Source organism: Vibrio fluminensis, from assembly GCF_015278125.1.
Lineage (GTDB): Bacteria > Pseudomonadota > Gammaproteobacteria > Enterobacterales > Vibrionaceae > Vibrio > Vibrio fluminensis.
This window is the reverse complement of record NZ_JADILO010000010.1, coordinates 41,067-61,349: the sequence shown is the minus strand read 5'-3', so window position 1 is coordinate 61,349 and position 20,283 is coordinate 41,067. Positions and strand designations below refer to the sequence as shown.

General features: G+C 45.5%; 16 protein-coding genes. 4 read left to right on the top strand and 12 right to left on the bottom strand.

Translation table 11 applies throughout. The features are described from left to right. Positions 1-9: 9 nt before the first annotated feature. From IRQ95_RS09420 to IRQ95_RS09405, 4 genes are read right to left on the bottom strand one after another with little or no spacing between them, the layout of a single operon-like run. Entirely contained in the window at positions 10-1,296 is a 1,287-nt protein-coding gene (locus tag IRQ95_RS09420; protein ID WP_075650220.1) for a TRAP transporter large permease, read from the bottom strand. 2 nt (positions 1,297-1,298) lie between these two features. Further along, on the bottom strand, positions 1,299-1,832 hold the full coding sequence (locus IRQ95_RS09415; protein ID WP_075650218.1) for a TRAP transporter small permease: 534 nt from the start codon (positions 1,830-1,832) through the stop codon (positions 1,299-1,301). A gap of 51 nt (positions 1,833-1,883) precedes the next feature. Beyond that, positions 1,884-2,876 (bottom strand): C4-dicarboxylate TRAP transporter substrate-binding protein, encoded by a 993-nt coding sequence (locus IRQ95_RS09410; protein ID WP_194436702.1) that lies wholly within the window; start codon positions 2,874-2,876, stop codon positions 1,884-1,886. A gap of 36 nt (positions 2,877-2,912) precedes the next feature. Then, positions 2,913-4,346 (bottom strand): tagaturonate reductase, encoded by a 1,434-nt coding sequence (locus tag IRQ95_RS09405; RefSeq protein ID WP_194436701.1) that lies wholly within the window; start codon positions 4,344-4,346, stop codon positions 2,913-2,915. 330 nt (positions 4,347-4,676) lie between these two features. Here IRQ95_RS09405 and IRQ95_RS09400 point away from each other — a divergent pair, with 330 nt between their 5' ends. Then, positions 4,677-6,167 (top strand): UxaA family hydrolase, encoded by a 1,491-nt coding sequence (locus IRQ95_RS09400; RefSeq protein WP_194436700.1) that lies wholly within the window; start codon positions 4,677-4,679, stop codon positions 6,165-6,167. 286 nt (positions 6,168-6,453) lie between these two features. Beyond that, positions 6,454-6,966 (top strand): superoxide dismutase family protein, encoded by a 513-nt coding sequence (sodC, locus tag IRQ95_RS09395; RefSeq protein ID WP_194436699.1) that lies wholly within the window; start codon positions 6,454-6,456, stop codon positions 6,964-6,966. 92 nt (positions 6,967-7,058) lie between these two features. On the opposite strand, the gene IRQ95_RS09390 is transcribed toward sodC, so the two are convergent. After that, positions 7,059-7,934: a LysR family transcriptional regulator gene (locus IRQ95_RS09390; RefSeq protein WP_194436698.1), complete on the bottom strand. Its 876-nt coding sequence runs from the start codon at positions 7,932-7,934 to the stop codon at positions 7,059-7,061. A gap of 116 nt (positions 7,935-8,050) precedes the next feature. On the opposite strand from IRQ95_RS09390, the gene IRQ95_RS09385 reads away from it, so the two are divergent. Beyond that, the gene (locus IRQ95_RS09385) at positions 8,051-8,479 is read left to right on the top strand and encodes a PACE efflux transporter (RefSeq protein ID WP_075650208.1); all 429 of its coding nucleotides are present in this window, start codon (positions 8,051-8,053) and stop codon (positions 8,477-8,479) included. 239 nt (positions 8,480-8,718) lie between these two features. On the opposite strand, the gene IRQ95_RS09380 is transcribed toward IRQ95_RS09385, so the two are convergent. After that, entirely contained in the window at positions 8,719-10,227 is a 1,509-nt protein-coding gene (locus IRQ95_RS09380; RefSeq protein WP_194436697.1) for a glutathione synthase, read from the bottom strand. Positions 10,228-10,569: 342 nt separating this feature from the next. On the opposite strand from IRQ95_RS09380, the gene IRQ95_RS09375 reads away from it, so the two are divergent. Further along, positions 10,570-11,316: a phosphatase gene (locus IRQ95_RS09375; RefSeq protein WP_194436696.1), complete on the top strand. Its 747-nt coding sequence runs from the start codon at positions 10,570-10,572 to the stop codon at positions 11,314-11,316. Positions 11,317-11,372: 56 nt separating this feature from the next. Here IRQ95_RS09375 and IRQ95_RS09370 read toward each other — a convergent pair whose 3' ends face one another. From IRQ95_RS09370 to IRQ95_RS09345, 6 genes are all read right to left on the bottom strand, one after another. Further along, entirely contained in the window at positions 11,373-12,434 is a 1,062-nt protein-coding gene (locus tag IRQ95_RS09370; RefSeq protein ID WP_194436695.1) for a DUF4056 domain-containing protein, read from the bottom strand. A 9-nt stretch (positions 12,435-12,443) separates the two neighbouring features. Further along, entirely contained in the window at positions 12,444-13,562 is a 1,119-nt protein-coding gene (locus IRQ95_RS09365) for a BamA/TamA family outer membrane protein (RefSeq protein WP_194436694.1), read from the bottom strand. 12 nt (positions 13,563-13,574) lie between these two features. Next, the gene (locus IRQ95_RS09360; RefSeq protein WP_194436693.1) at positions 13,575-14,372 is read right to left on the bottom strand and encodes a TonB-dependent receptor; all 798 of its coding nucleotides are present in this window, start codon (positions 14,370-14,372) and stop codon (positions 13,575-13,577) included. Positions 14,373-15,185: 813 nt separating this feature from the next. After that, positions 15,186-15,791 carry a fructose PTS transporter subunit IIA gene (locus tag IRQ95_RS09355; protein ID WP_194436692.1) on the bottom strand — a complete coding sequence of 202 codons (606 nt, stop codon included), beginning with the start codon at positions 15,789-15,791 and terminating at the stop codon, positions 15,186-15,188. A gap of 12 nt (positions 15,792-15,803) precedes the next feature. Further along, positions 15,804-17,495, bottom strand: coding sequence for an alpha-amylase family glycosyl hydrolase (locus tag IRQ95_RS09350; RefSeq protein WP_194436691.1), 1,692 nt, complete (start codon positions 17,493-17,495; stop codon positions 15,804-15,806). Positions 17,496-17,517: 22 nt separating this feature from the next. Next, on the bottom strand, positions 17,518-20,178 hold the full coding sequence (locus tag IRQ95_RS09345; protein WP_194436690.1) for a glycoside hydrolase family 38 N-terminal domain-containing protein: 2,661 nt from the start codon (positions 20,176-20,178) through the stop codon (positions 17,518-17,520). Between the last annotated feature and the right edge of the window lie 105 nt (positions 20,179-20,283).

Sequence of the window (20,283 nt, the reverse complement as noted above, 5' to 3'; positions counted from 1 at the left end):
CTTTCCACCTTAGCCAAACACCATATTCGGCAACCCAATTGAAATCACTGGGATATAGGTGATCAGCAATAAGGCGACAATTAGCAATAACCAAAATGGCAGGATCTCTTTGACAAACTCTTCGATGGCAACTTTCGTGATTGAACACGTAGTAAACATCACTGTCCCCAACGGTGGCGTGATGGTGCCTATCGCACTATTGAAGATAAAGATGATGCCAAAATGAACCGGATCGATACCGTATGATTGGGCAACGGGAGCAAGCAACGGTGCCAGTACGATCATCACGGCATTGCCTTCTAAGAACATACCAATGATCAGCAGGAACAAGTTCACTAGCAGTAAAAACATCAATGGACTATCCACTGAACTGGTTAGCCATGTCGCGAGTTCTTGTGGCACTCGCTCCCAAGTAAGGAATTTTGAAAAGCCTACAGCGACACAAATGATCAGCAACACGTTTGCCGCTGCAAGGACCGACTCTTTGGTCGCGCTCCACAGTAATTTACTGTTCATTTGCTTGTAAACAAACATACCAAGGATCAAGGCATAAAGGACGGCTGCAGCCCCCGCCTCTGTTGGCGTGAATACACCTAAACGAATACCACCAATGATGATAACTGGCAGTAATAACGCCAAAAAGGCATCTTTCGCTGAAACAGCAATCTCTCCGATAGAAGCTCTTTTTTCACGAATTGGCGCGTAATTACGTTTTTTAGCAATAACCGATACTAAGCCCATCATCATAAAACAAAGCATCGCTCCAGGGACTACCCCGGCAAGAAACAGCTTACCAATGGAGACGTTATTTACGTAACCATAGATAATCAATGCGATACCCGGTGGAATTATCGGTGTTATCAACGATGATGCAGCGGTGACAGCTGAAGAAAATGAGGCGCTGTAGCCGCGGGCAACCATTTGTGGCACAAGCAATTTTGAACTCATGGCCGCATCAGCAATATTAGATCCTGACAAGCCGCCCATTAAGGTACTTAGCACCACGTTAACCTGCGCTAAGCCGCCACTCATATGACCGGTCAATACCTCAGAGAATTTCAGTAGACGCTGGCTGATCCCAGAGTGGTTCATAAACACCCCCGCCATAACAAAAAATGGGATCGCAAGCAGGGTGACCGACTCTAAACCACCCGCTAAACGTTGTACCAACATCATCATCGGCAGGTGATCATTAATTAGGAAGTAAGATAAAGTTGCAATGAAGATACAGAATGCAACCGGAATCCCCAGCGTAAACAGCACAAGCAGTGCAGAAATAGGCAAAATTACAGACATAATTATACTTCCTTGTTACTGGAAGGAACAAAAAACGAATAGAGATGCTTTAGCTGGTGATAAAGCATAAATGTGCCGCTAACTGGCACTGCCGCATAAATATAGACATATGGAATCTTCAAGGCTGGCGTAAAACGTACTTGTGAAAATGGCAACAATTTCCAGCCCCAGTACACCATAAAGCCCAAGGCAAATATCACAATTAAAGGGCGCAGAAGATGATCAAGAATTCGCGCGGCCTTGGTTGGCAATTTATGCACTAGATAATCGATTCGCACCACTTCATCTGTGCGCATCAACGCACTCGCGCCCATAAAGGTCATCCATACAAATAGCGCTAGACAAACCTCTTCAACCCAAGAGCTTGGGGAGTTAAATACATATCGAATCACCACGCTGTAGCTCATCAACAATACGATTAACCCAAGGAACAGCCCTGCGATGATCGTGTCTAGTTGGCTGATGCGATCAAGAACCGCAATCCATTTGTTCTTTGCTTTCCCCTCATGATGAGAAATCGAAACTTGCGTTTGCATAAAAAATACTCCTACAAACTAAAAAGGGGCCATTACAGCCCCTATACAGCATTACAGTTCAGCTAGCTTAGCTTGTGTGTCTTGGTACAAATTCGGCGTCCACTCAGGGAACTCACTTTGAACCACTTTACGAGCAGACTCTTCAAACGCAGAGATATCAACTTCATTCACCGTTACCCCTTCCGCCTTCAATTGATCAATCGCAGATTGCTCACTCTCAGCAATGAGAGTTGCGCCATAACTCACCATGTCGCGACTGGTATCTAAGATGATTTTTTGCTCTTCAGCAGAAAGTGAATTCCAGAAGTTTGAACCGGCTACAAACGGTGACATATGTTTAGTGTGTGCAGTTAAGTTAAGGTTTTTCGCCACTTCATAAAACTTACCGCCATGGAGAACCACAGCTGGGTTCTCTACTCCTTCGATCACTCCTTGAGACAGACCAGGGTAAACATCAGCCAATGACATCGGCGTTGGCACACCACCCATTGCTTTTACAGTCGCAACGAATAGACGAGAATGCTGCACACGAACCTTGACACCATTAAGGTCAGTTGGAGACTTCACCTCTCCTTTAGATAACAAGTGACGAGTCCCGTAAACCACATCAGGAACAACAATCTCTAGCCCTTTCGCCGACAGCTGGTCATTCAAACCTTGGAACCATTCGGTATGCAGCAATTTCGACTTTTTCTCGAAAGACTGAGTCAAATATGGAGCGTTAATAATGCCAAGATCTGGCACTGTATCCATGAGATAACCATAAGAGCTGATAGTGATAATGTTGGCACCAAATTTAGCCTGCTCCATTACTTCTGTTTCGCTACCTAGCTGGCTTGAAGGGAATAAGCGGAACTCAATCTCACCATTCGATTTTTCTTTTACTTGCTCCGCCCAGTAATGCATCGCTTTATCAATCGGTTCACCTGGTTGGTTACCATAAGCAATCATGATTTCTGTGGCCGCACTAGCGCCGAAGCTAACTGTCATCGCAAGACCGATTGCAGCGGAGACTTTAGTAAGTTTGGATTGTAGAGTGTTCATAGATGTTCCTTTCAAATAATAGTTATCGTTGCTGTTTTACAGCTGCTTCATTGCTTGTTTCATACCCAGTGTTTGGATAGCGTTGACATACGTGGCTACCGTTTGCGTGAGCTCAGGTAACTCGTTTAAGTCAATATCCCAGTGATGTGTCATGGCTAGAAACTGCGCCACATTGTCACTGTGGTCAGTCGTGGTTTGACGCCATGCGCCAAAAGGTTCTAGCAAATGCTGGTCATCACTAAGAGGAATATCTTCCTCACCGCGTTTACCCAGATAAAAACAGTACAGAGCCGCTAAACTAAAACTCAGATGTTTCGGTGCTGTGCCATTCTCTCGACTGTAGGTAATCAATTGAGGAAGTAAGCGCGTTTTGAACTTAGTTAATGAGTTCAACGCGATTGAGGTTAAGTAGTGGGTGATAAAAGGATTACTGAAACGTGCCAGTACACTTTGTTTGAATTGTTTAAGATCCTCAGGATCCATCGTTAAAGAAGGGATCACTTCATCATTGAGTAGACGATCCACGAATGCTGAGATCTCGGCGTCTTGCATCGCGTCTTTCACCGTATCGATGCCCGCTAAATACGCGACAGGAACCATCGCTGTATGTGCGCCGTTTAAAATACCAACCTTCCGTTCTTTGTAGGGCTTAATGTCATCGACAATTTCAATATTGAGTGGGCACTGTTCAAGTTTTAATTTCTGTTTAAGCCACTTTGGACCTTGAATGACCAACAGATAGAAATACTCAGCAGCAACCAAGAAATCGTCTCGGTAACCAAGTTCAGTCTCAATCGCATTGATCTCATCTCTTGGATATCCAGTGACAATTCTATCAACAAGGGTTGAGCAAAATACGTTTGAGTTCTCAATCCACGTAGAAAAGTCATTTTCTAGCTGCCAAACTTGCGCATATTTGAGCACGATCTCTTTTAATTTTTCGCCGTTTGCGTCTATCAATTCACACGGTAAAACTATTAGCCCTTTATCATTGGCGCCATTGAAATGTTGATAGCGGTGATAAAGAAACTGCGTTAACTTGGCAGGAAAAGATTTCGGTGGGCGCGTGGCGAATTCATCATTTTCATCAAAATAAATCCCTGCTTCCGTTGTATTAGAAACCACCCATTCCAATTCAGAGTTTTCCGCGATGGCAAGCACTTGGTCATATTCACCATATGCCAACAACTCACGATTCACTGAGGTCACCACTCGCGGCAACGAAACACTTTCGCCTTGCTCATTAAGACCACGAATCAATGCCGTAAAGACACCACCTTGGACATCCAATTTTGGGTGGCCTGCGTCAATCGGTCTAACGATGGTTATACCCGCATTGAAATCAGTGTGTTCATTGAGTAGGTCAATCTGCCAATCAACAAATGCACGAAGAAAGTTCCCTTCACCGAACTGAATCACCTTCTCTGGGCGATAAGCTTGCGTTGAAATGTCTCTATTTAGTTGTTCCATTATTGTCCCTTCTGTTGGCATCTTATTGATACCTAATCTAGGTAAACACTGCGTCGGACAGGTGTTATCGAATATGAAGCGAGTCTAGGTCGAGGGAGGCGGCAACTAGTTTTTTATAACCACAAAACGTGTATGTGATCATCTTTACCTGTTTTTTATCTGTATTTAATTTAGCAATTAAAACCAAAGTAGTAGATTAAAAGGCTTAATTTAGATTCCATTGGCTTTATTTAATGCTCTTTGAACAGTTTTATGGTTTTTTATTTGATTAAAATACCGAAACAAGGCTAGTATATTTAAGTCGGACGGGGTCACTTAATTGGGATACCCATGAAAAAATTCATAAAAATTAATAGCAATGACAATGTATTAGTTTGCCTACAAGCAATAGAAGCCGGACAAACAATTGAAATTGATGATCAAGCCATTGTTGTAAAACAGGATGTAGAACGCGGAAGTAAAATCGCCTTAGCACCAATATCAGCCAATCACGACATAATCAAATATGGTAGCCCAATCGGTTATGCCAAAGCCGATATTACTGTTGGTGAGTGGGTGCATACGCATAACATCAAAACCAAGCTATCTGATACCGATAGCTATCAATATCAGCCCAACTTTAGCCCAATCAAACCTTCTAACCTTGCCGAGCGTTTCTTCCACGGCTATCAACGTAGCAATGGTGACGTAGCCATTCGCAATGAAATTTGGGTCATTCCTACCGTAGGCTGCGTCAATGGTATCGCACAACAAGCGATTCAGCGCTTTACGCAACGTCACCCTGAGTTGCTATGTGATGGCGTCTATCTCTTCCCACACAACTACGGCTGCTCTCAACTCGGCGACGATCACCAAAACACTAAACAAATTTTAGCCAACATGGTCAATCATCCTCACGCAGGTGGTGCTCTTGTGATTGGGCTTGGTTGTGAAAACAATCAAATCGGTCCATTTAAACAGTGCGTTGGTGAGGTTGATGAAGACAGAGTGCGCTTTATGATTGCGCAGAAAGAACAAGATGAAATTGAAGTCGCCGTTGCGCATCTTGAAGAAATTTATCAAACCGTTAAGCAAGACAAGCGGACAGATATAAGCATCGGGAAGCTGCGTGTCGGACTTGAATGCGGGGGCTCAGATGGTCTCTCTGGTATTACCGCCAACCCGCTACTCGGTGAATTTTCTGATTATCTTATCGCACACGGTGGCACATCCGTGTTAACCGAAGTACCCGAGATGTTTGGCGCAGAGCATCTACTGTTTGAACGCTGTATTGATCACGCAACCTTTAGCAAAGCCGTCAATATGGTCAATAACTTTAAACAGTACTTTATCGATCACAATCAGCCGATCTATGAGAACCCATCACCGGGCAACAAGAAAGGGGGCATTTCTACCCTTGAAGACAAATCGATGGGCTGCACGCAAAAAGCGGGGACCAGCCCGGTTATTGGGGTGCTTGAATATGGTGAGCGTTTAACGACACCAGGTTTAAACTTGCTGAGCGCACCAGGTAATGATGCGGTCGCAACCTCAGCACTCGCAGCCAGTGGGTGCCATATGGTGCTCTTTACCACCGGACGTGGCACACCTTACGGTGGTTTCGTACCAACCATGAAGCTATCAACCAACTCTGAACTGGCAAACAACAAACCACATTGGATTGATTTCAATGCCGGAGCTCTGGTTGAAGGTGTCACCATGGAGACCATGTTGGAACAATTTATAGAATGTTTCACTTCCATTGCCAGCGGTGAGCCAACAAAAAACGAGCGCAACGGCATTCGTGAACTAGCGATTTTTAAATCTGGAGTCACTCTTTAAATCACGTTTGAATTGGCTTTGTGCATCTAGCTTGCAGTGTCTGTCCCTGCAAGATTTCGAACTTGAAGCTTGCGAACTTGAGGTGTCTGTCCCTATAAGGCTGGTTCCCACTAGCCTAGATCTTCACACTTTTTTCTGTCGGCATCGGTTTTCTTGTCACAATTGAGAACCTTTGCTGACTATGCGGCAATTATCATTTTTCTCGCCATACTTATAGCCAGGTAACCGCGTTATCCAGTGAGGATAATTAGGCGGTCGCTGAAATAGATCGATAAAGGAAAAAGCGATGAAGCAAAAACTACTAATAACGGCTTTATGTATGGCAGCGACTTCTGCGATGGCTGCAGAAATGAGCGTAGAAATGGTTGACCTTAAAAGTGGCAACTCAGCAGGGACAGTCACCATTGTGGAAACCGAATACGGCACCGTATTTACCCCACAACTGCAAGGCTTAACCGAGGGCGTACATGGTTTCCATGTCCACACTAACCCTTCATGTGAAAGCTCAGAAAAAGAAGGCAAAACCGTACTCGGTGGCGCAGCGGGTGGTCACTATGACCCCGCCAATACTGGTAAACATGGTCTTCCTTGGACAGATGACAACCACCTTGGCGATCTACCTGCACTGTATGTCGCCAAAGATGGCAGCGCAACTCAACCAGTTTTGGCACCAAGAGTGAAGATGAGTGATTTAAGCGGACGCGCATTAATGATTCACGCGGGTGGCGACAATCACTCCGATCACCCAGCCCCACTTGGCGGTGGCGGTGCACGTGTTGTGTGTGGTGTGATTAAGTAGTATCACACTAGAAATGGTAACCATGTTTAATGCAGTAAACGTCAAATGAAGTAAGCATGGTTACCTCCTCCCCCTGATTGCACTGCTCGTGATCACGACATATTTTGCAACAGCTCAATCAACTTCTCGCGCACCGGACCTGACGCTTGGCTACGTGATACAAGGCAGCCTGTAGTGGTGAGCCAACCCTCTTTTTCATGCGCAACCGGCAACTTGGCAAGCTTGCCTTGCTCAATCATTGGGCTTGCCATTACCTCGGGTACCAATGCCCAACCGATGCCTTGGCTGGCGAGCGTCACCATCATTTGGTGACTGTTGGCATGCCAATAATTGGAGCTAATGCCATAACTAAACCACAGCTCCTTTTCGCTGGCGCTGCGGTGAACAATTTGCCGATGGGCTTTTAAGTCTGAGTCGCGTACCTCTTGCAAGCTAGCAAGATGGTGCTCACTCGCTGCAACGGTAACAAAGCGCATCTGTCCAAGGGTAAAGAAGTCCATATCTTCTCTTAACTCTCCATCCGCGAAGATGATCCCGACTTGCGCTTTATTACTGCGCACTAACTCTTCCACATCAAACGTCGACACCGTGATCAACTCAATGTTGGTCACCGGAAATGCTTGTGCTAGACGAGAAAGAACCGCTAATAACTCATCCGTCACCAAACATTCATCAACCGCAATCGCGAGGGTGTTTTCAATGCTTTGCTCTAAAGACTCGACTTTTTGATCGAACAATTGCTGCTGACCAAGAATCGAGCGAGCAATCGGCAGCAAGGCAAGCCCCGTCGTGGTTAAGCTGAGCGCATTCTTTTCGCGGCTGAACAAGTCTTGATTAATCGCCAGCTCCAAGTTAGCAATGGACTGGCTTACCCCAGATTGAGCACGTTTCAACTTACGAGCTGCCGCAGACACCGTGCCGCATTCACACACGGTGACAAAGATTTTGAGTTGTTCAAGACTATACATAAAGGACTCTGAAGCTGCCATCAACCAAGCTATCACGATATGTGATAGCCGCTAACTTTCATTCTAATCTCAAAACCGCATAATCGCCGCCTGTTTTTAGTTATGAGGACTATTGAGTGAGTCGTTTAGAGCGCGTATTTCACGCAGTACTATTTGAAGTGTTGGCAATTTCGCTAGCGATTACGGGTTTGGCTATTTTTACCGATCATGAAGTGGCGCATCTATCAGGAACCATGATAGTTGTGGCAACCATCGCGATGATTTGGAATGTATTTTTTAACTGGGTGTTCGATAAATTTGTACCCGGCAAAAAAGAGCAGCGCTCTTTAATGACGCGCATCAATCATGTGGTTTTATTTGAAGCAGGTTTGCTGTTTTTTACCGTACCTGTGATGGCTTACATACTGCAAGTGAGCCTTTGGGAAGCGTTAGTTATGGACATCGGCGTCACCATTTTTATCACCATTTATGCCTTTGTATTCAACCTCGCTTATGACCATATTCGCGCATGGCTCGTTGAGCGTCGCTCTCCTGCAGTAGCGTGATACTTACCAATACAAAAACGACGAAGCCGAGCAATGCTCGGCTTCTTATACCAATCAGGATAAGTAAGTGGTCAGAAAATTGCGCAAGAAAAATCGCTTAGAACTAGGCGCAGATTGCAGCTAACTAGTTATTCTAATTACAAAATCTGCAACAACGTTATCAGCGATTTTAATCAGCAAGAATGATCAAAGACTTATGCTGATTGGTATTAACATCAACTTGCGAAGTTGAAAACGGCTTAATCCACCAGCATCAACGAATCAAGTATGCCTTTACCACTGTGGATACCACCTTCGTTCTCACTCGCAGGTTTGCTGCGAATTAAATAGCCAGCATAACCATCAAATTCCGTCACTGGTTGCCCTTTATAGTGCGCGGTAAATAAACCAATTTCACTGATCAAGTCATCCACGATGATCTGCTTAGCATCACGAATTGCGACGGTTGGTTTTTCACGATCATGGGGATACAAGCGCTGCATCAACGCCCACGCGTCATACTCTTCCGGTTTCAATTGCGCCAGTTTGACTCCGATGTCATCGGCAAAAATACAATGACCACCACCCTCGCCTTGGTTTTTTAGTACCCACTGAGATTTATCAGCATGGCGGTTAAACCATTCGATATTGGCTAAGTTTACCGGCTTCATTTCCGCCAGCACGCTTTTAACCAGCTCCGCTTCTTCAAGGGTTAAACCCCAACGCAAATATTGCTCAGCAGGTAACATAGTCAGCACCATTTGCATCGATTTACTGGTCGCCAATTGCTGACTAATGGTCGCGTTCATTGCGACTTTATGCTGCTCAATAAATACGCGAGTCTGGCTCAGAGTATGGCAGCAGTGCGCTTCAACAATCTCAGGATCGCAGTAATCAGAATGTTGATAACCGGCGCGCAGATACACCGCATCAATCGCACCAACATCTTGCAGCATCAAGCGCTGATTTTCACCGCTTGATAGCTGGTAACTGAGCTGTGCAAAGGTACGTCTCACCGTTCGCACGCCAAGATGTTGCAATGCGACTTCCAACAAATGTTGATCATAAACGTTGTCTTCGTTTGGCTGAACCACCATCAAAAACGTCGCTCGTCCTTCGTCAGCAAACTCTTGTTTGATGCTCTTTGCCGCCGTCGCAATACCCAGCGCCAACTGCTCCATACCAAGGTTATCCGCTGGCGTTGCGGCCTGAGCAACAGACCATTGTTGGAACTGCATCGGCCATTGCTGCTCAATATAGCGATGAAGCTCAGTCGCACGTTGTCCAAATGGCGCCATGCCAGCTGCAATACCGTTAAACTCAATCACTTTGGCGCCCAATTCGCGGTCATCCATAAAATCAGTGCGCATCAACAGTAGCGGCTCGCGCGCAGGCGCTAGCAATAAGCGAGCTTCATTTTCAGTTTGCGCAGCTTGTTCAATTGCACCATGCAGTTGCTGATGCATCGACATCAACAAAGCAAAAAACGGCTCGGCTTGTGACATGTTGGCTAATGATTGACGCAAGAACTGATGATCTTCAGAGACATTGCTGATCAACTTGGCGATTAAAGGGGTCACCTTTAACAGATGTTGATACATGTGGCGCTCTAATGTGGTTGGCGCAATGCTAAACGGACAGTGCCTTGCGGTATTATCCGACTGTTTAAAAGCAACTCCATGCATGATTGCCCATTCACAAACATCTTCAATAAGATGTTGAGAAAGCAAAGGTTTAATCTGTTCCAAAGTTTCTGGGGTGTTTTTCATTTATTCAATTACGCAAAGTTAATCATCGTCTAACTACTTAGACGAACAAAGTCTGAAAAAGACGGCGCGAGTTTAAAAATTTTTTTGCTAGCTGGATAGTAAAATTATCGCTTTCATTAACGATTATAAATTTGGTCAAAGAGGAAACATATATTGCTAAAATTGACCTCTTTTTTGATATGGATTTACTTGCAACAGCGTGAGTTAAATCGCAGAATATTTGAACATTTCTGTAGTATTGCTCAAACGTTCTAGCGCGGCTTGAGCATATTCTTTGCAACTGTTCACGAGTCTTCCTCAACTCTACTCGAACCGTTGCTTTGCATTTTTCGGGAGGGAAGAATGGACATAGTGGTTGATACTCATACCCATACACTGGCTAGTGGTCACGCATACAGCACCATTATTGAAAACGCAGAAGCCGCGCAGCGCAAAGGCTTAAAGCTTCTCTGCAATACCGACCACGGCCCTCGCATGCCCGGTGCGCCTCACTATTGGTACTTCACCAATCAAAGAGTGATCCCTCGCTTCTTATCTAATGTTGGGATTATCAAAGGAGTCGAAGCTAATCTTCTAAACACCGATGGCGACATTGATCTGCCTTTAGATTCAGATTCCTATTTAGATTGGCTAATGGTCGGTTTCCACGAACCTGTTTTTCACCCAGCCAATCCTGAAACTCACACCGAAGCGTTGATGAACCTAATCCAAAGTGGGCGCGCGGATGCAATCAGCCACATCGGTAATCCTAATTTCCCTTTTGATATCGAACGAGTATTACGCTGCGCGAAAGAGCACAATGTCGCAATAGAGATAAACAACTCATCGCTATTGGGGGAGAGCCGTCAAGGCAGCGAAGTGAGATGTGATGAAATTGCACGTATTGGTGCAGAAATCGGCGTTTATTTTACTACTGGCTCAGATGCCCACTTCTGCGAAGATATCGGTAGATTGGATCATGCGATCGCACTATTAACAAAATATAATGTCGATGAAGAAAAAATCATCACCTCTAGCACGAGTCGTTTCTTAAACTTCTTATTGCTACGAGGTAAAAAACGCATCACAGAGTTTGAGCATCTCTACTAAAGCTAGAAACACGAGCATTAAGCCTTTGGTCTGCGCCAAAGGCTTTACTACATTCATCACCGATGAGGATGAGTGTTTTGATCGCTCTGGCGAGCAAAATCCGCGATCATCTGGAACTGCTTTGCACGCCAACTCGGCATAGCGGTTAAAGCTTGAGGTAACTCAGCGAATGATGTCTCTTTTATACTGGCATGCAATTCAAGCTCCACCCAATCTTCTATCGATTGCTGGTTGGAAAAATAAGAATCAAGGCTCAACGCTTGATTGGCGGTTGGATAGTTAGGTTTGAGCTCTAGACCTAAATGGTAGTCACGAAACAGTACCACCCACTTATCTGGCAAGCGGCGACTGCTATCCCACCAAACACCGTCTAGCTGCTGCATAACGTCACGGGTCACCGCTTTAGGTTGCGCTTCTAGCGCCTCTAACGCTTGCTGAAAAACACTGTCCATCGCTTGAGCGAAACCCTCTGGGCAGGCGTCCGGCTGCTTGAGTAAAATATCTCGCGCTAACATTGCCCCAAGCATGTTTGAATAAAGATCTTCGGAAGAAAATGCCGAGGCGTATTCTTTAAACCCCGTCACTGAAACCATACCAAACCACTGTGCAATTTCATGCCACTGGGCAAGCCGATAAGCCATAAGTGCGGCAGCTTGCGCGCTGTATTGTAGACGCTGCGGTTCGGTTAATACCGTATCCTGCTTGCTCCACCGAAGCGTTCGCACTCGCAGTTCCGCTGGCAGACTAACCTCGGCATCAGAGCCGAGATAGTGACGGTTAAGCTGATAGAGATAGTAAGTGTAGTCTGCCGTATCGCGCACATGAGCGGTATCAATAAAGCCGCCCTGCTTAGTGAAAACAATTCCATTCACTTCATCATTAAGCCCAAGCAAACTGCCAGAAACTGATTCGCTACCGTCATTGTATTTGTGTATCCCCACTTCATCAGCAGCTAGGATGTTTTCAAGAGAGAAAAAGGGCACAGGAACACGGCCAAGTTGCGCCTTAAGATCCATACCAAAAGCACAACAAGGTCTAACGCCGACCGGTGCTTTAAGAGATTGAGCTTGTGCGAGTCCAGCCACCAAGCTCAACGCTAAAATCGCTATTTTCATCACTCACCACCTCTAGAATGCTTCGTTAATTTGGAAGTAAAAACCCGTACTCTCTTTACCGACCGCAAAATCGACTCGCACATTGATGCGCGCCTTAAAGGCAAAACGATAGCCAACACCAACACTTGGCAGCCAATCGCTCTCAAATAACTCACCATATGTTGGCGCAACATTGCCCATGCCCAACCACGTCACCACACCATGACGACCAGAAATGGTATGGCGCACTTCGACTTGGGTGGAAAGTTGGTGTTTATCGCGATACTGCCCCTGATAGTAACCACGCATGCGTTGATCATCACCAAGCTGCGCGTAATCAAACCAAGGCGCTTCACCAATAATCGATTGGGAATACACTTCCATTGCGATAATGGTCGACTCAGACCACGGCTGATAATGGCGAATGTTAGCAATCAAATTGTCATAGTTGCTGTCACTGCCAAGGCTTTCGCGGTTTGCCGTCCATTCGATATCAATAAACTGACCATGCATAGGATTAGGCTCAAAGTCGCGTGTATCGTATTCCAAACCAATCACGCTGCCGCTCGAAGTCGCATCTTGCATTTCTGTCGGCAGAATATCGCCATCAACGCCTTTTAACTCGCTATAGGATTGCCATTGCCAACCCGCTTTAAGGTAAGTATTGGGTAACACTTCAACCGCAAGCTTGGGATTGAACTGTAAGCGCTGCGCTTCATACTGCACTTTTCTGCTGTCATTTTCCGCAGCACGTGCGCCAATACCCCAATAGTAACCTGGCGTATGGCTAATCCACGCTTCACCAAGTAGGCGAACCTTATCGCTATTGAGATAAGTACGATTGTTTACCCCGAGGCCATAAGAGCCGGAGGTGGAACCATAGGAGGTGACGGTTAACGTCGAATAAGGATCGCCCTTTTGCCAATCATAAGGGGTATAAAGACCAACTGCAGCGACACCGATACCAAAACCTTGTTCAGGGTTTACAAATGGCCCTGGTAACACGCCCCAGTCGATTAGCTTTGATTCATCAACTGTTTCGCTTGAACCTAGCTTAGTCAGTAGCTCATCCATCCAGCTTTGCTCTTCTTGAGCAAAGACTGGTGATACAACAAAAACCGAAGTACACACAGCAATACAAACAGCTTTCATTACCACGGCTCCTTAAAAGCGGTAATCCAATGAGAAGAACAGGCTTTCACGTTCACCAAAGCCCATTTCACCGAGCAAATACAAACTCTCATTAATCTGATACTGCATACCGGCAATGGTGTTCCATTCTGAAGCGAGGCTTTGTTTAACTTCAAATTGAATAGGAATACCAGTCAGAGTTCCTGAAAGTTCCTGTTCAACATCTTGATACATTGCCCCAACCCATAGACGCAATGGCAAACCGTGTTGATTGAAATCATATCCGACTCGCGGAGACACTACATAAGCGTCAATCGAACCATCGATAACTGTAAGTTTTGTTTGAGTGTAACTAGCATCAACCAAGGCAAACCACTGGTCATATCCCCCAGCTAGAACAAATCCAGCACCTTTTATATCACCATCCAGATCTAGGCGAAATTTACCCAAGTCGATTTTTTTATCGCCAAAAGGACCGAAGTCAACTGTCATATTAACGTTGGTTTCAGAGTAGCCTTCAAGCTTACCCACTAACGCATAAAGATTAAGAAATGGGAATAGCCACATATCAGCACGTAAAGTAATAACATCAGTTACTTGCTTTCCTGGTTCTGCCTCAATTACTAGTTTTTCTAGCCCTTTGATTACTATTGAATCAACATTAATCCCCTGCTCCAGGCTCATGTAACTTAAGTTGAGACCGAAAGCTTTTGGTAGTTCATAGCCAAGGGCCTCTGCTTCTTCTTTCCAGATCGGTAAAGAGAAGGATTCAGCATTTGCTCCGGCAGCAAATACAAAAGATGTTGCAAATAACAACGAGCGTAATTTCATTAATAAATATCGAAATGCGTGGCGATATAAACCTTACTGACAGCGTTGGTCGGTTTAGTCTTAGCCAAAATTAATACAAGCTTTATCAGGAAGATAAAGCACCTCTGTATTATGAGAGACGGGTAGGAATTGTTGTTATTTTAAGCACTCTCACCTAAGTGATCAGCATCATATCTCGTCACTAAAACAAAGTAAACTCTAGGGTTTACTTAAATTTACAGCGGCAAAGTATATACAACAAATAGGAAGAGAGTAAGGATTCAATCGCTAAAAAAAGTACAAATTCTACTCTGCACTTTAGCCTACAATTTCTAAGAAAAGAGGAAGCTTGATTGTCGCTATCTAAAGCATTGATTATTAATTAAAAGAAAGATCCCCGCTCGCGCGAGGATGACTGTCTTGGGGGGAAGCGACCAGTGAGAAAAGCCTCTGAGCATAGTTCTACTATGTGATGAGGTTTTCGAGTGCCAGTCAACAACGCTACAGAAACAAATCAGAAATGTTCTAGTGCGCGCAATCCGCGCGTACACGGGTAATACTCTAACTAGTTGCCTCTGTAGCTAGGCGACCAGCGAGAAAAGCCTCTGAGCATAGGTCCACTATGTGATGAGGTTTTCGAATGCCAGTCAACAACACTACAAAGACAAATCAGAAATGTTCTAGTGCGCAATCCGTACGTACACGGGTAATACTCTAACTAGTTGCCGCTGTAGCTAGGCGACCAGCGAGAAAAGCCTCTGAGCATAGGTCCACTATGCGATGAGGTTTTCGAGTGCCAGTCAACAACGCTACAGAGGCAAATAGGACGAGTATTTAGAGCATCAGGAATAGTAGGACCGACACCGCCAAACCCACACCCAACACTAACGGATACGCCTTAGCACTAATATCACGCGCCATTTCTGACTGAGCAAACTCTTGTTGCTCACTTGGTTGCTCTGTTTCTGTTGGCTGCGGCTCCTCTTCGCCGGCACCGAACAGCGCCATCACTTCCTCGGTCGTTTTTGCTTGTAGCAAGGCTTCACGGAACTCATCCTCTACCAATGAAGAAGTTAGCGTGGTCAGCACTTCCATGTGAGTTGAACCAGCTTCGGCTGGCGGAATCGCCAATAGAAAGATCATGTTGACTGGCTCATCACCATCAAGACCTTGCCATTGCAGTTCATCTTTAACAAACGCGCAGGCAAATAAGGGCTCGGTAACGGCGATAGACTTACCGTGTGGCACCGCTAGGTACTCACCTAATGCGGTTGGTCCTTCTTCTTCACGCAGCAGGACAGCATCTAAGAACTGTTGGCGATTAGTCAGTTTACCGGCTTGATCAATTCGGTCGGTTAGCGCATTAATCGCCTCGAAACGGTCAGCAAACACCGCATCAAGCATGATCAAGTTTTCAGAAGTAAGTTGTGCTAATTTCATCTGCGGCTCCTATTAGTTTGCTAGCCAAACAAATTGATATGGGTTTAGAGTAAATTGTGCATCGAACGTGTCACCTGACACTAGGTCACGCCCACCAGCTACTAAAGTAACGTCTTGCGCTGCCTCTGATAGGTTAACCACAAAGCGAATCGCCTCGTCACCTTCACCGCGCTGCAAGCCAAATAGCTGTGGCGATAGCTCTAGCACTTGTTGCTGCGAGGTTGGAGCAAACGCTTGTTGCTGCTTACGCAGAGACAGTAGGCGAATCATCTCGTTATAAATTCGATGACGCAATGAGCCCTCTTCTGCCAGTTCCGTTTCTAATTGCTCAAGCTCAAACTTCTCACGGTTGATGCGACGGTTAATTCCAGACTCCACCATACCTTGCACGTCGTTCTCACTACCCAATAGGCTGTGATAGTAAACCGCAGGCACACCGACAAACGAAAGTAGAATCGCTTGCGCAGCGAGGAATTTGTTTGCCTTGGTCGCTACATCATCTTCAGGCTCAGTGATTGCACTTAGGTAGTTAATATTTAACTCGTATGGCGATTGGGTACCATCACCATTGTGCTTGTAGTTAACGCGACCGCCTTTACGCTCGACTTGCTCGCACATCATTTGGCGATCTTGGTTGGTTAAAATGCCTTCCGTTGGGCGAACACCAATACCATCATGGCTAGCTAAGAAGTTGAAGTAGGTCGTCTTACGCCCTTCTTCAAGCGATGCCATCGCTTCTGCCGTTAAACCTTTTGCCCATTGCGTTAAAACTTGGCTGTCTTGGCATAGAAACGCATGTAACGTCAGTGGCGGCAGTGGGAACTGATACACCATGTGCGCTTCATCGCCGTTGCCAAAGTAAGAGATATTCTCTTTGTGCGGTACGTTAGTTTCCGTAATGAGTAAGCTACCCGGCATCACTTCGTCTAACACAATACGCCATAACTTGATGATCTCATGCGCCTCCGGCAAGTGAATACAGCTGGTATTCAGCACTTTCCAAATAAAACCAATAGCATCAAGACGAATTGAACGACCACCGTTAGCCGCATACATCAACAAGATATCAATACTCTCTAACAACACTTTTGGCGAGTGGAAGTTAATGTCAATTTGGTCATCTGAGAACGTCGTCCAAACGTGAGCAGTTTCACCATTGGCTTTGGTAAATGGGGCCAGCAACGGCAGCGCACGAGGACGAGTAACGCTTGAGTAATCCAATGCAGGGTCTGATACAACAAAGTAGTCTTGGTAAGCTTCATCACCCGCGAGGAAACGTTGGAACCAATCACTGCTTTGCGAAATGTGGTTGATCACGCAGTCGTACATCAAATCAAAGTTTTCAGCTAATGCGTTTAACTCTGCCCAATCACCTAGGTTCTCGTCCACTTTGCGGTAATCAACAACGCTAAAACCATCGTCTGACGTATACGGGAACATCGGCAGAATATGAATGTTACTGATGGCGTCTTTTAGATACTTATCAGAAAAACGCTTCATCGTTTGTAGCGTTGGCTCGTTGTCACTGCGGAAGCTATCGCCGTAGGTGATTAGGTATGAGCTAGTTTGGTCTACCCAGTTAGGATATTGCGGCGCTTTACCACGCCATTTTTCAACCAGCGCTAGAATATCAGCAGTAATCGACTCAGCTTGCGCCTCGCCGTATAGTTGCGCCACTTTGGTATAGATTTGTTGTTTGATCATTTTATTATTCCTAACCCGAGACTTAAATTTTAAAACTGACACGCAAGTCGATGGTGTTATTTGGTTTTACTTGCCACGCTTGCTCTGCACTTTGCTCAACAAGCTGTTCACGATGGTTCACATGCTCCACTTGAGCAAAGTGTGCAAACGCTGTGCTATCTAGCAAAATTGCCTGCTCTGTAGGGTTGTATAGACGCACTATCACAGCATTATCCTGATAGAACGAGTGACCCACGCTCGACAGTTGCAGCGCTTGATCTAGTTCAAATAGGCTAAAGCTCTGGCTCACTTCTCGCGTATCAAAACGAACTTGGAAACGCTCTAAACGGTTTTCAAAACTGTTCAGCGTCTGCTTTTGATAACTAAATGGCGTATCCAAAAACTCTTGCTCTAAACAGCGTACCGTGTGGTGGCTGGCTTCTTCGCTCAACGCAATTGAGAAGTTGAACGTCATCGCTTTTTGTAGCTGGGCATCAGGTGTATAAACCACCGTATTATTGATGCCTGAAGCGCGTCCCGGACGCCATAGCAAGTCATCTTTGCCAAGTCGACCTGTCGATTTGAATAGCGTTAATGCAATCGCATTAGATGTGCGGTTCGCAGGTGAGTTGTCCGCGGTCAGGATCTGGAACTCTTTAATACCACGACCATTGACGATCATCGCTTTACCCGTTTCGGCAATCGCGACGGCTCCATCAGTCGTCTCGATATCAATTGGACATTCACGGAAACGCTCTCGCCAGCCCTCAACGGAAGGAGCAACGGGGCGCGTCATCAAAGCGAACGGTTGAGTGCTGATCGATTCAGTGGTGTTAACATCCGAATTAATCACCACACGTACGCGGTGATCACACACTTGGTTAATGGTGTCGATATCTACACGCAGCTGCTGCTCACCTTGGACAAGGTTCAAGGTAATATCAAAACTTGCCAATGCAGTTTTATCACCTGCCACTCGCGCAGCTAAGTCTTGTGGTAATGCAAGCTCTGCACGCAGTGACATGCTTTGTGTCATCTCACCTTGCATCACACTCAGGCAAGTCATCTCAGTACAAGTTAACGGTGTATCACCTTCAAGTGGTGAGTAGTCATAAGAGTCGCCATCATCCGCTTGCTCTTCAAAGCTTAAAAGCTGCTTGATAACTCGCCCTGACAGCTTATCTTCTAGACTTAGCTGACCATCAACAAAACTCACTTTTAGCGCTTGGTTTTCAATGCTTACACACTGCTCTGCTGCTTGTGCTTGTGCTATCGTCGCTGGCTCAGTCGCAACAACTTGGAATACTTGGTAACCCAATGCAGGCAGATCTTGCACTGCAACATTAAGCTCAAAACGGTAGTACGGTGGTACGTCAACTTCACGCTCACCATCTTTCGTCACTTCAATCACTTTACCGCCATCGAGTGTTTCACGGCGGATAATTTCAGTTTCAAGACGTTTGGTACCATCACTCAATGCAATATGTTCAGCTTTAGAGAAGGCAACCACTTTGGCTACGCCTGAATATGCCGTTGGACGCGAGTTGAAGATCATCACTTCGCTGTCTTGGCAAGCATTGCTGGCAATCTCCTTGACCACCAAGTTGTATAAGCCGTGGCAGATCTCTTGTGCTTGCTTTAGGCGATGCATAATGTCAGCGTTGGTCGCATCGCTGTTGCAACCACCCATACTGTCATGCGCATGGCACTCTAAAATCTTCTTCCAAGCCACATCGACTAGCTCTGTGTGTACGGTAATGCCTTGCGCTTTAGCAATCGCAATCACCACTTCTAGCTTCTTAACTAAGAACTGCTCAATTTCAAAATTGAGCTTTTTGATGTCATAACGAACCGAACCGATGGTTTTGTGAATACGGGTGTAACGTGGCGCTTTAAACTCACCGTGGTAGATTTCGAATTCTTCACTATTGTGGCGCAAATACTCAACAAAGTTCTCCATTGACGAGATAGTATAGATATCGCCTGCTGGTGAGCGTTCTGTTACCGCTGCCAGTGTTGCTGGCAAATTTGGATCAATATTAACTTGGTCACCACCGGATGGAATCAGTACTTCATCCAAACCAGATAGCGCTTTGATTTTCTCTACCATAGGGAAGATTTTTTTATCTAGATGATCCGCATCTGGCACAATGTTTTTCGCCGCACCATAGCCATGCACTAGGTTGTAAGCGTAGATAGTATCGCCACCAGCGGAATGCCAATGGAAATGCGATTTTTCAACTTGTTGGTCGTAATCAATCCCACGCCAGAAAACGATATTGTCAATGCCCATACCTTTAAACAGCGTTGGCATTTGCGCGTTATGACCAAAGGTATCCGGCAGGTAACCTACCGTCATGCTGTGTCCCATTTCCTCGGCAATATGCATGCCGTACTTTAGGTTACGAATGATCGACTCAGCACCGACGTTATAGGTATCGGTTTGAGTGTACCAAGGACCGACAAAGAGCTTTCTCTCGCTGATCAGCTTGCTCATGCGCTCACGCATGTGTGGCAGCACTTTCAAGTAATCTTCAACAATCGAAGATTGACCATCTAAGTGGTAACAGCTGTAACTCGGTTGGTTTTCTAGCGTCTCAATAACTTTAGTGAAGTTATAGGTGGCAAGCACGTCACTGTCTTGCTGAGTAAAATACCACTCACGGTCCCAGTGAGTGTGTGGGATGACATGTACTTTAGCCATAGGGAAAATCTCTTCTACTTAACTTGAGCCCCTTGATGTTGCTGCAGTGTTGACTGACAAAACATCAAGCATGTGGGTTTGTTTTTCTTAGTGCTTATTGCGAGT

Excerpts from the sequence above, each read along its gene's own strand:
- IRQ95_RS09420 (WP_075650220.1), bottom strand. The coding sequence starts at position 1,296 with ATGTCTGTAATTTTGCCTATTTCTGCACTGCTTGTGCTGTTTACGCTG.
- IRQ95_RS09415 (WP_075650218.1), bottom strand. The coding sequence starts at position 1,832 with ATGCAAACGCAAGTTTCGATTTCTCATCATGAGGGGAAAGCAAAGAAC.
- IRQ95_RS09410 (WP_194436702.1), bottom strand. The coding sequence starts at position 2,876 with ATGAACACTCTACAATCCAAACTTACTAAAGTCTCCGCTGCAATCGGT.
- IRQ95_RS09405 (WP_194436701.1), bottom strand. The coding sequence starts at position 4,346 with ATGGAACAACTAAATAGAGACATTTCAACGCAAGCTTATCGCCCAGAG.
- IRQ95_RS09400 (WP_194436700.1), top strand. The coding sequence starts at position 4,677 with ATGAAAAAATTCATAAAAATTAATAGCAATGACAATGTATTAGTTTGC.
- sodC (WP_194436699.1), top strand. The coding sequence starts at position 6,454 with ATGAAGCAAAAACTACTAATAACGGCTTTATGTATGGCAGCGACTTCT.
- IRQ95_RS09390 (WP_194436698.1), bottom strand. The coding sequence starts at position 7,934 with ATGTATAGTCTTGAACAACTCAAAATCTTTGTCACCGTGTGTGAATGC.
- IRQ95_RS09380 (WP_194436697.1), bottom strand. The coding sequence starts at position 10,227 with ATGAAAAACACCCCAGAAACTTTGGAACAGATTAAACCTTTGCTTTCT.
- IRQ95_RS09375 (WP_194436696.1), top strand. The coding sequence starts at position 10,570 with ATGGACATAGTGGTTGATACTCATACCCATACACTGGCTAGTGGTCAC.
- IRQ95_RS09365 (WP_194436694.1), bottom strand. The coding sequence starts at position 13,562 with ATGAAAGCTGTTTGTATTGCTGTGTGTACTTCGGTTTTTGTTGTATCA.
- IRQ95_RS09360 (WP_194436693.1), bottom strand. The coding sequence starts at position 14,372 with ATGAAATTACGCTCGTTGTTATTTGCAACATCTTTTGTATTTGCTGCC.
- IRQ95_RS09355 (WP_194436692.1), bottom strand. The coding sequence starts at position 15,791 with ATGAAATTAGCACAACTTACTTCTGAAAACTTGATCATGCTTGATGCG.
- IRQ95_RS09350 (WP_194436691.1), bottom strand. The coding sequence starts at position 17,495 with ATGATCAAACAACAAATCTATACCAAAGTGGCGCAACTATACGGCGAG.
- IRQ95_RS09345 (WP_194436690.1), bottom strand. The coding sequence starts at position 20,178 with ATGGCTAAAGTACATGTCATCCCACACACTCACTGGGACCGTGAGTGG.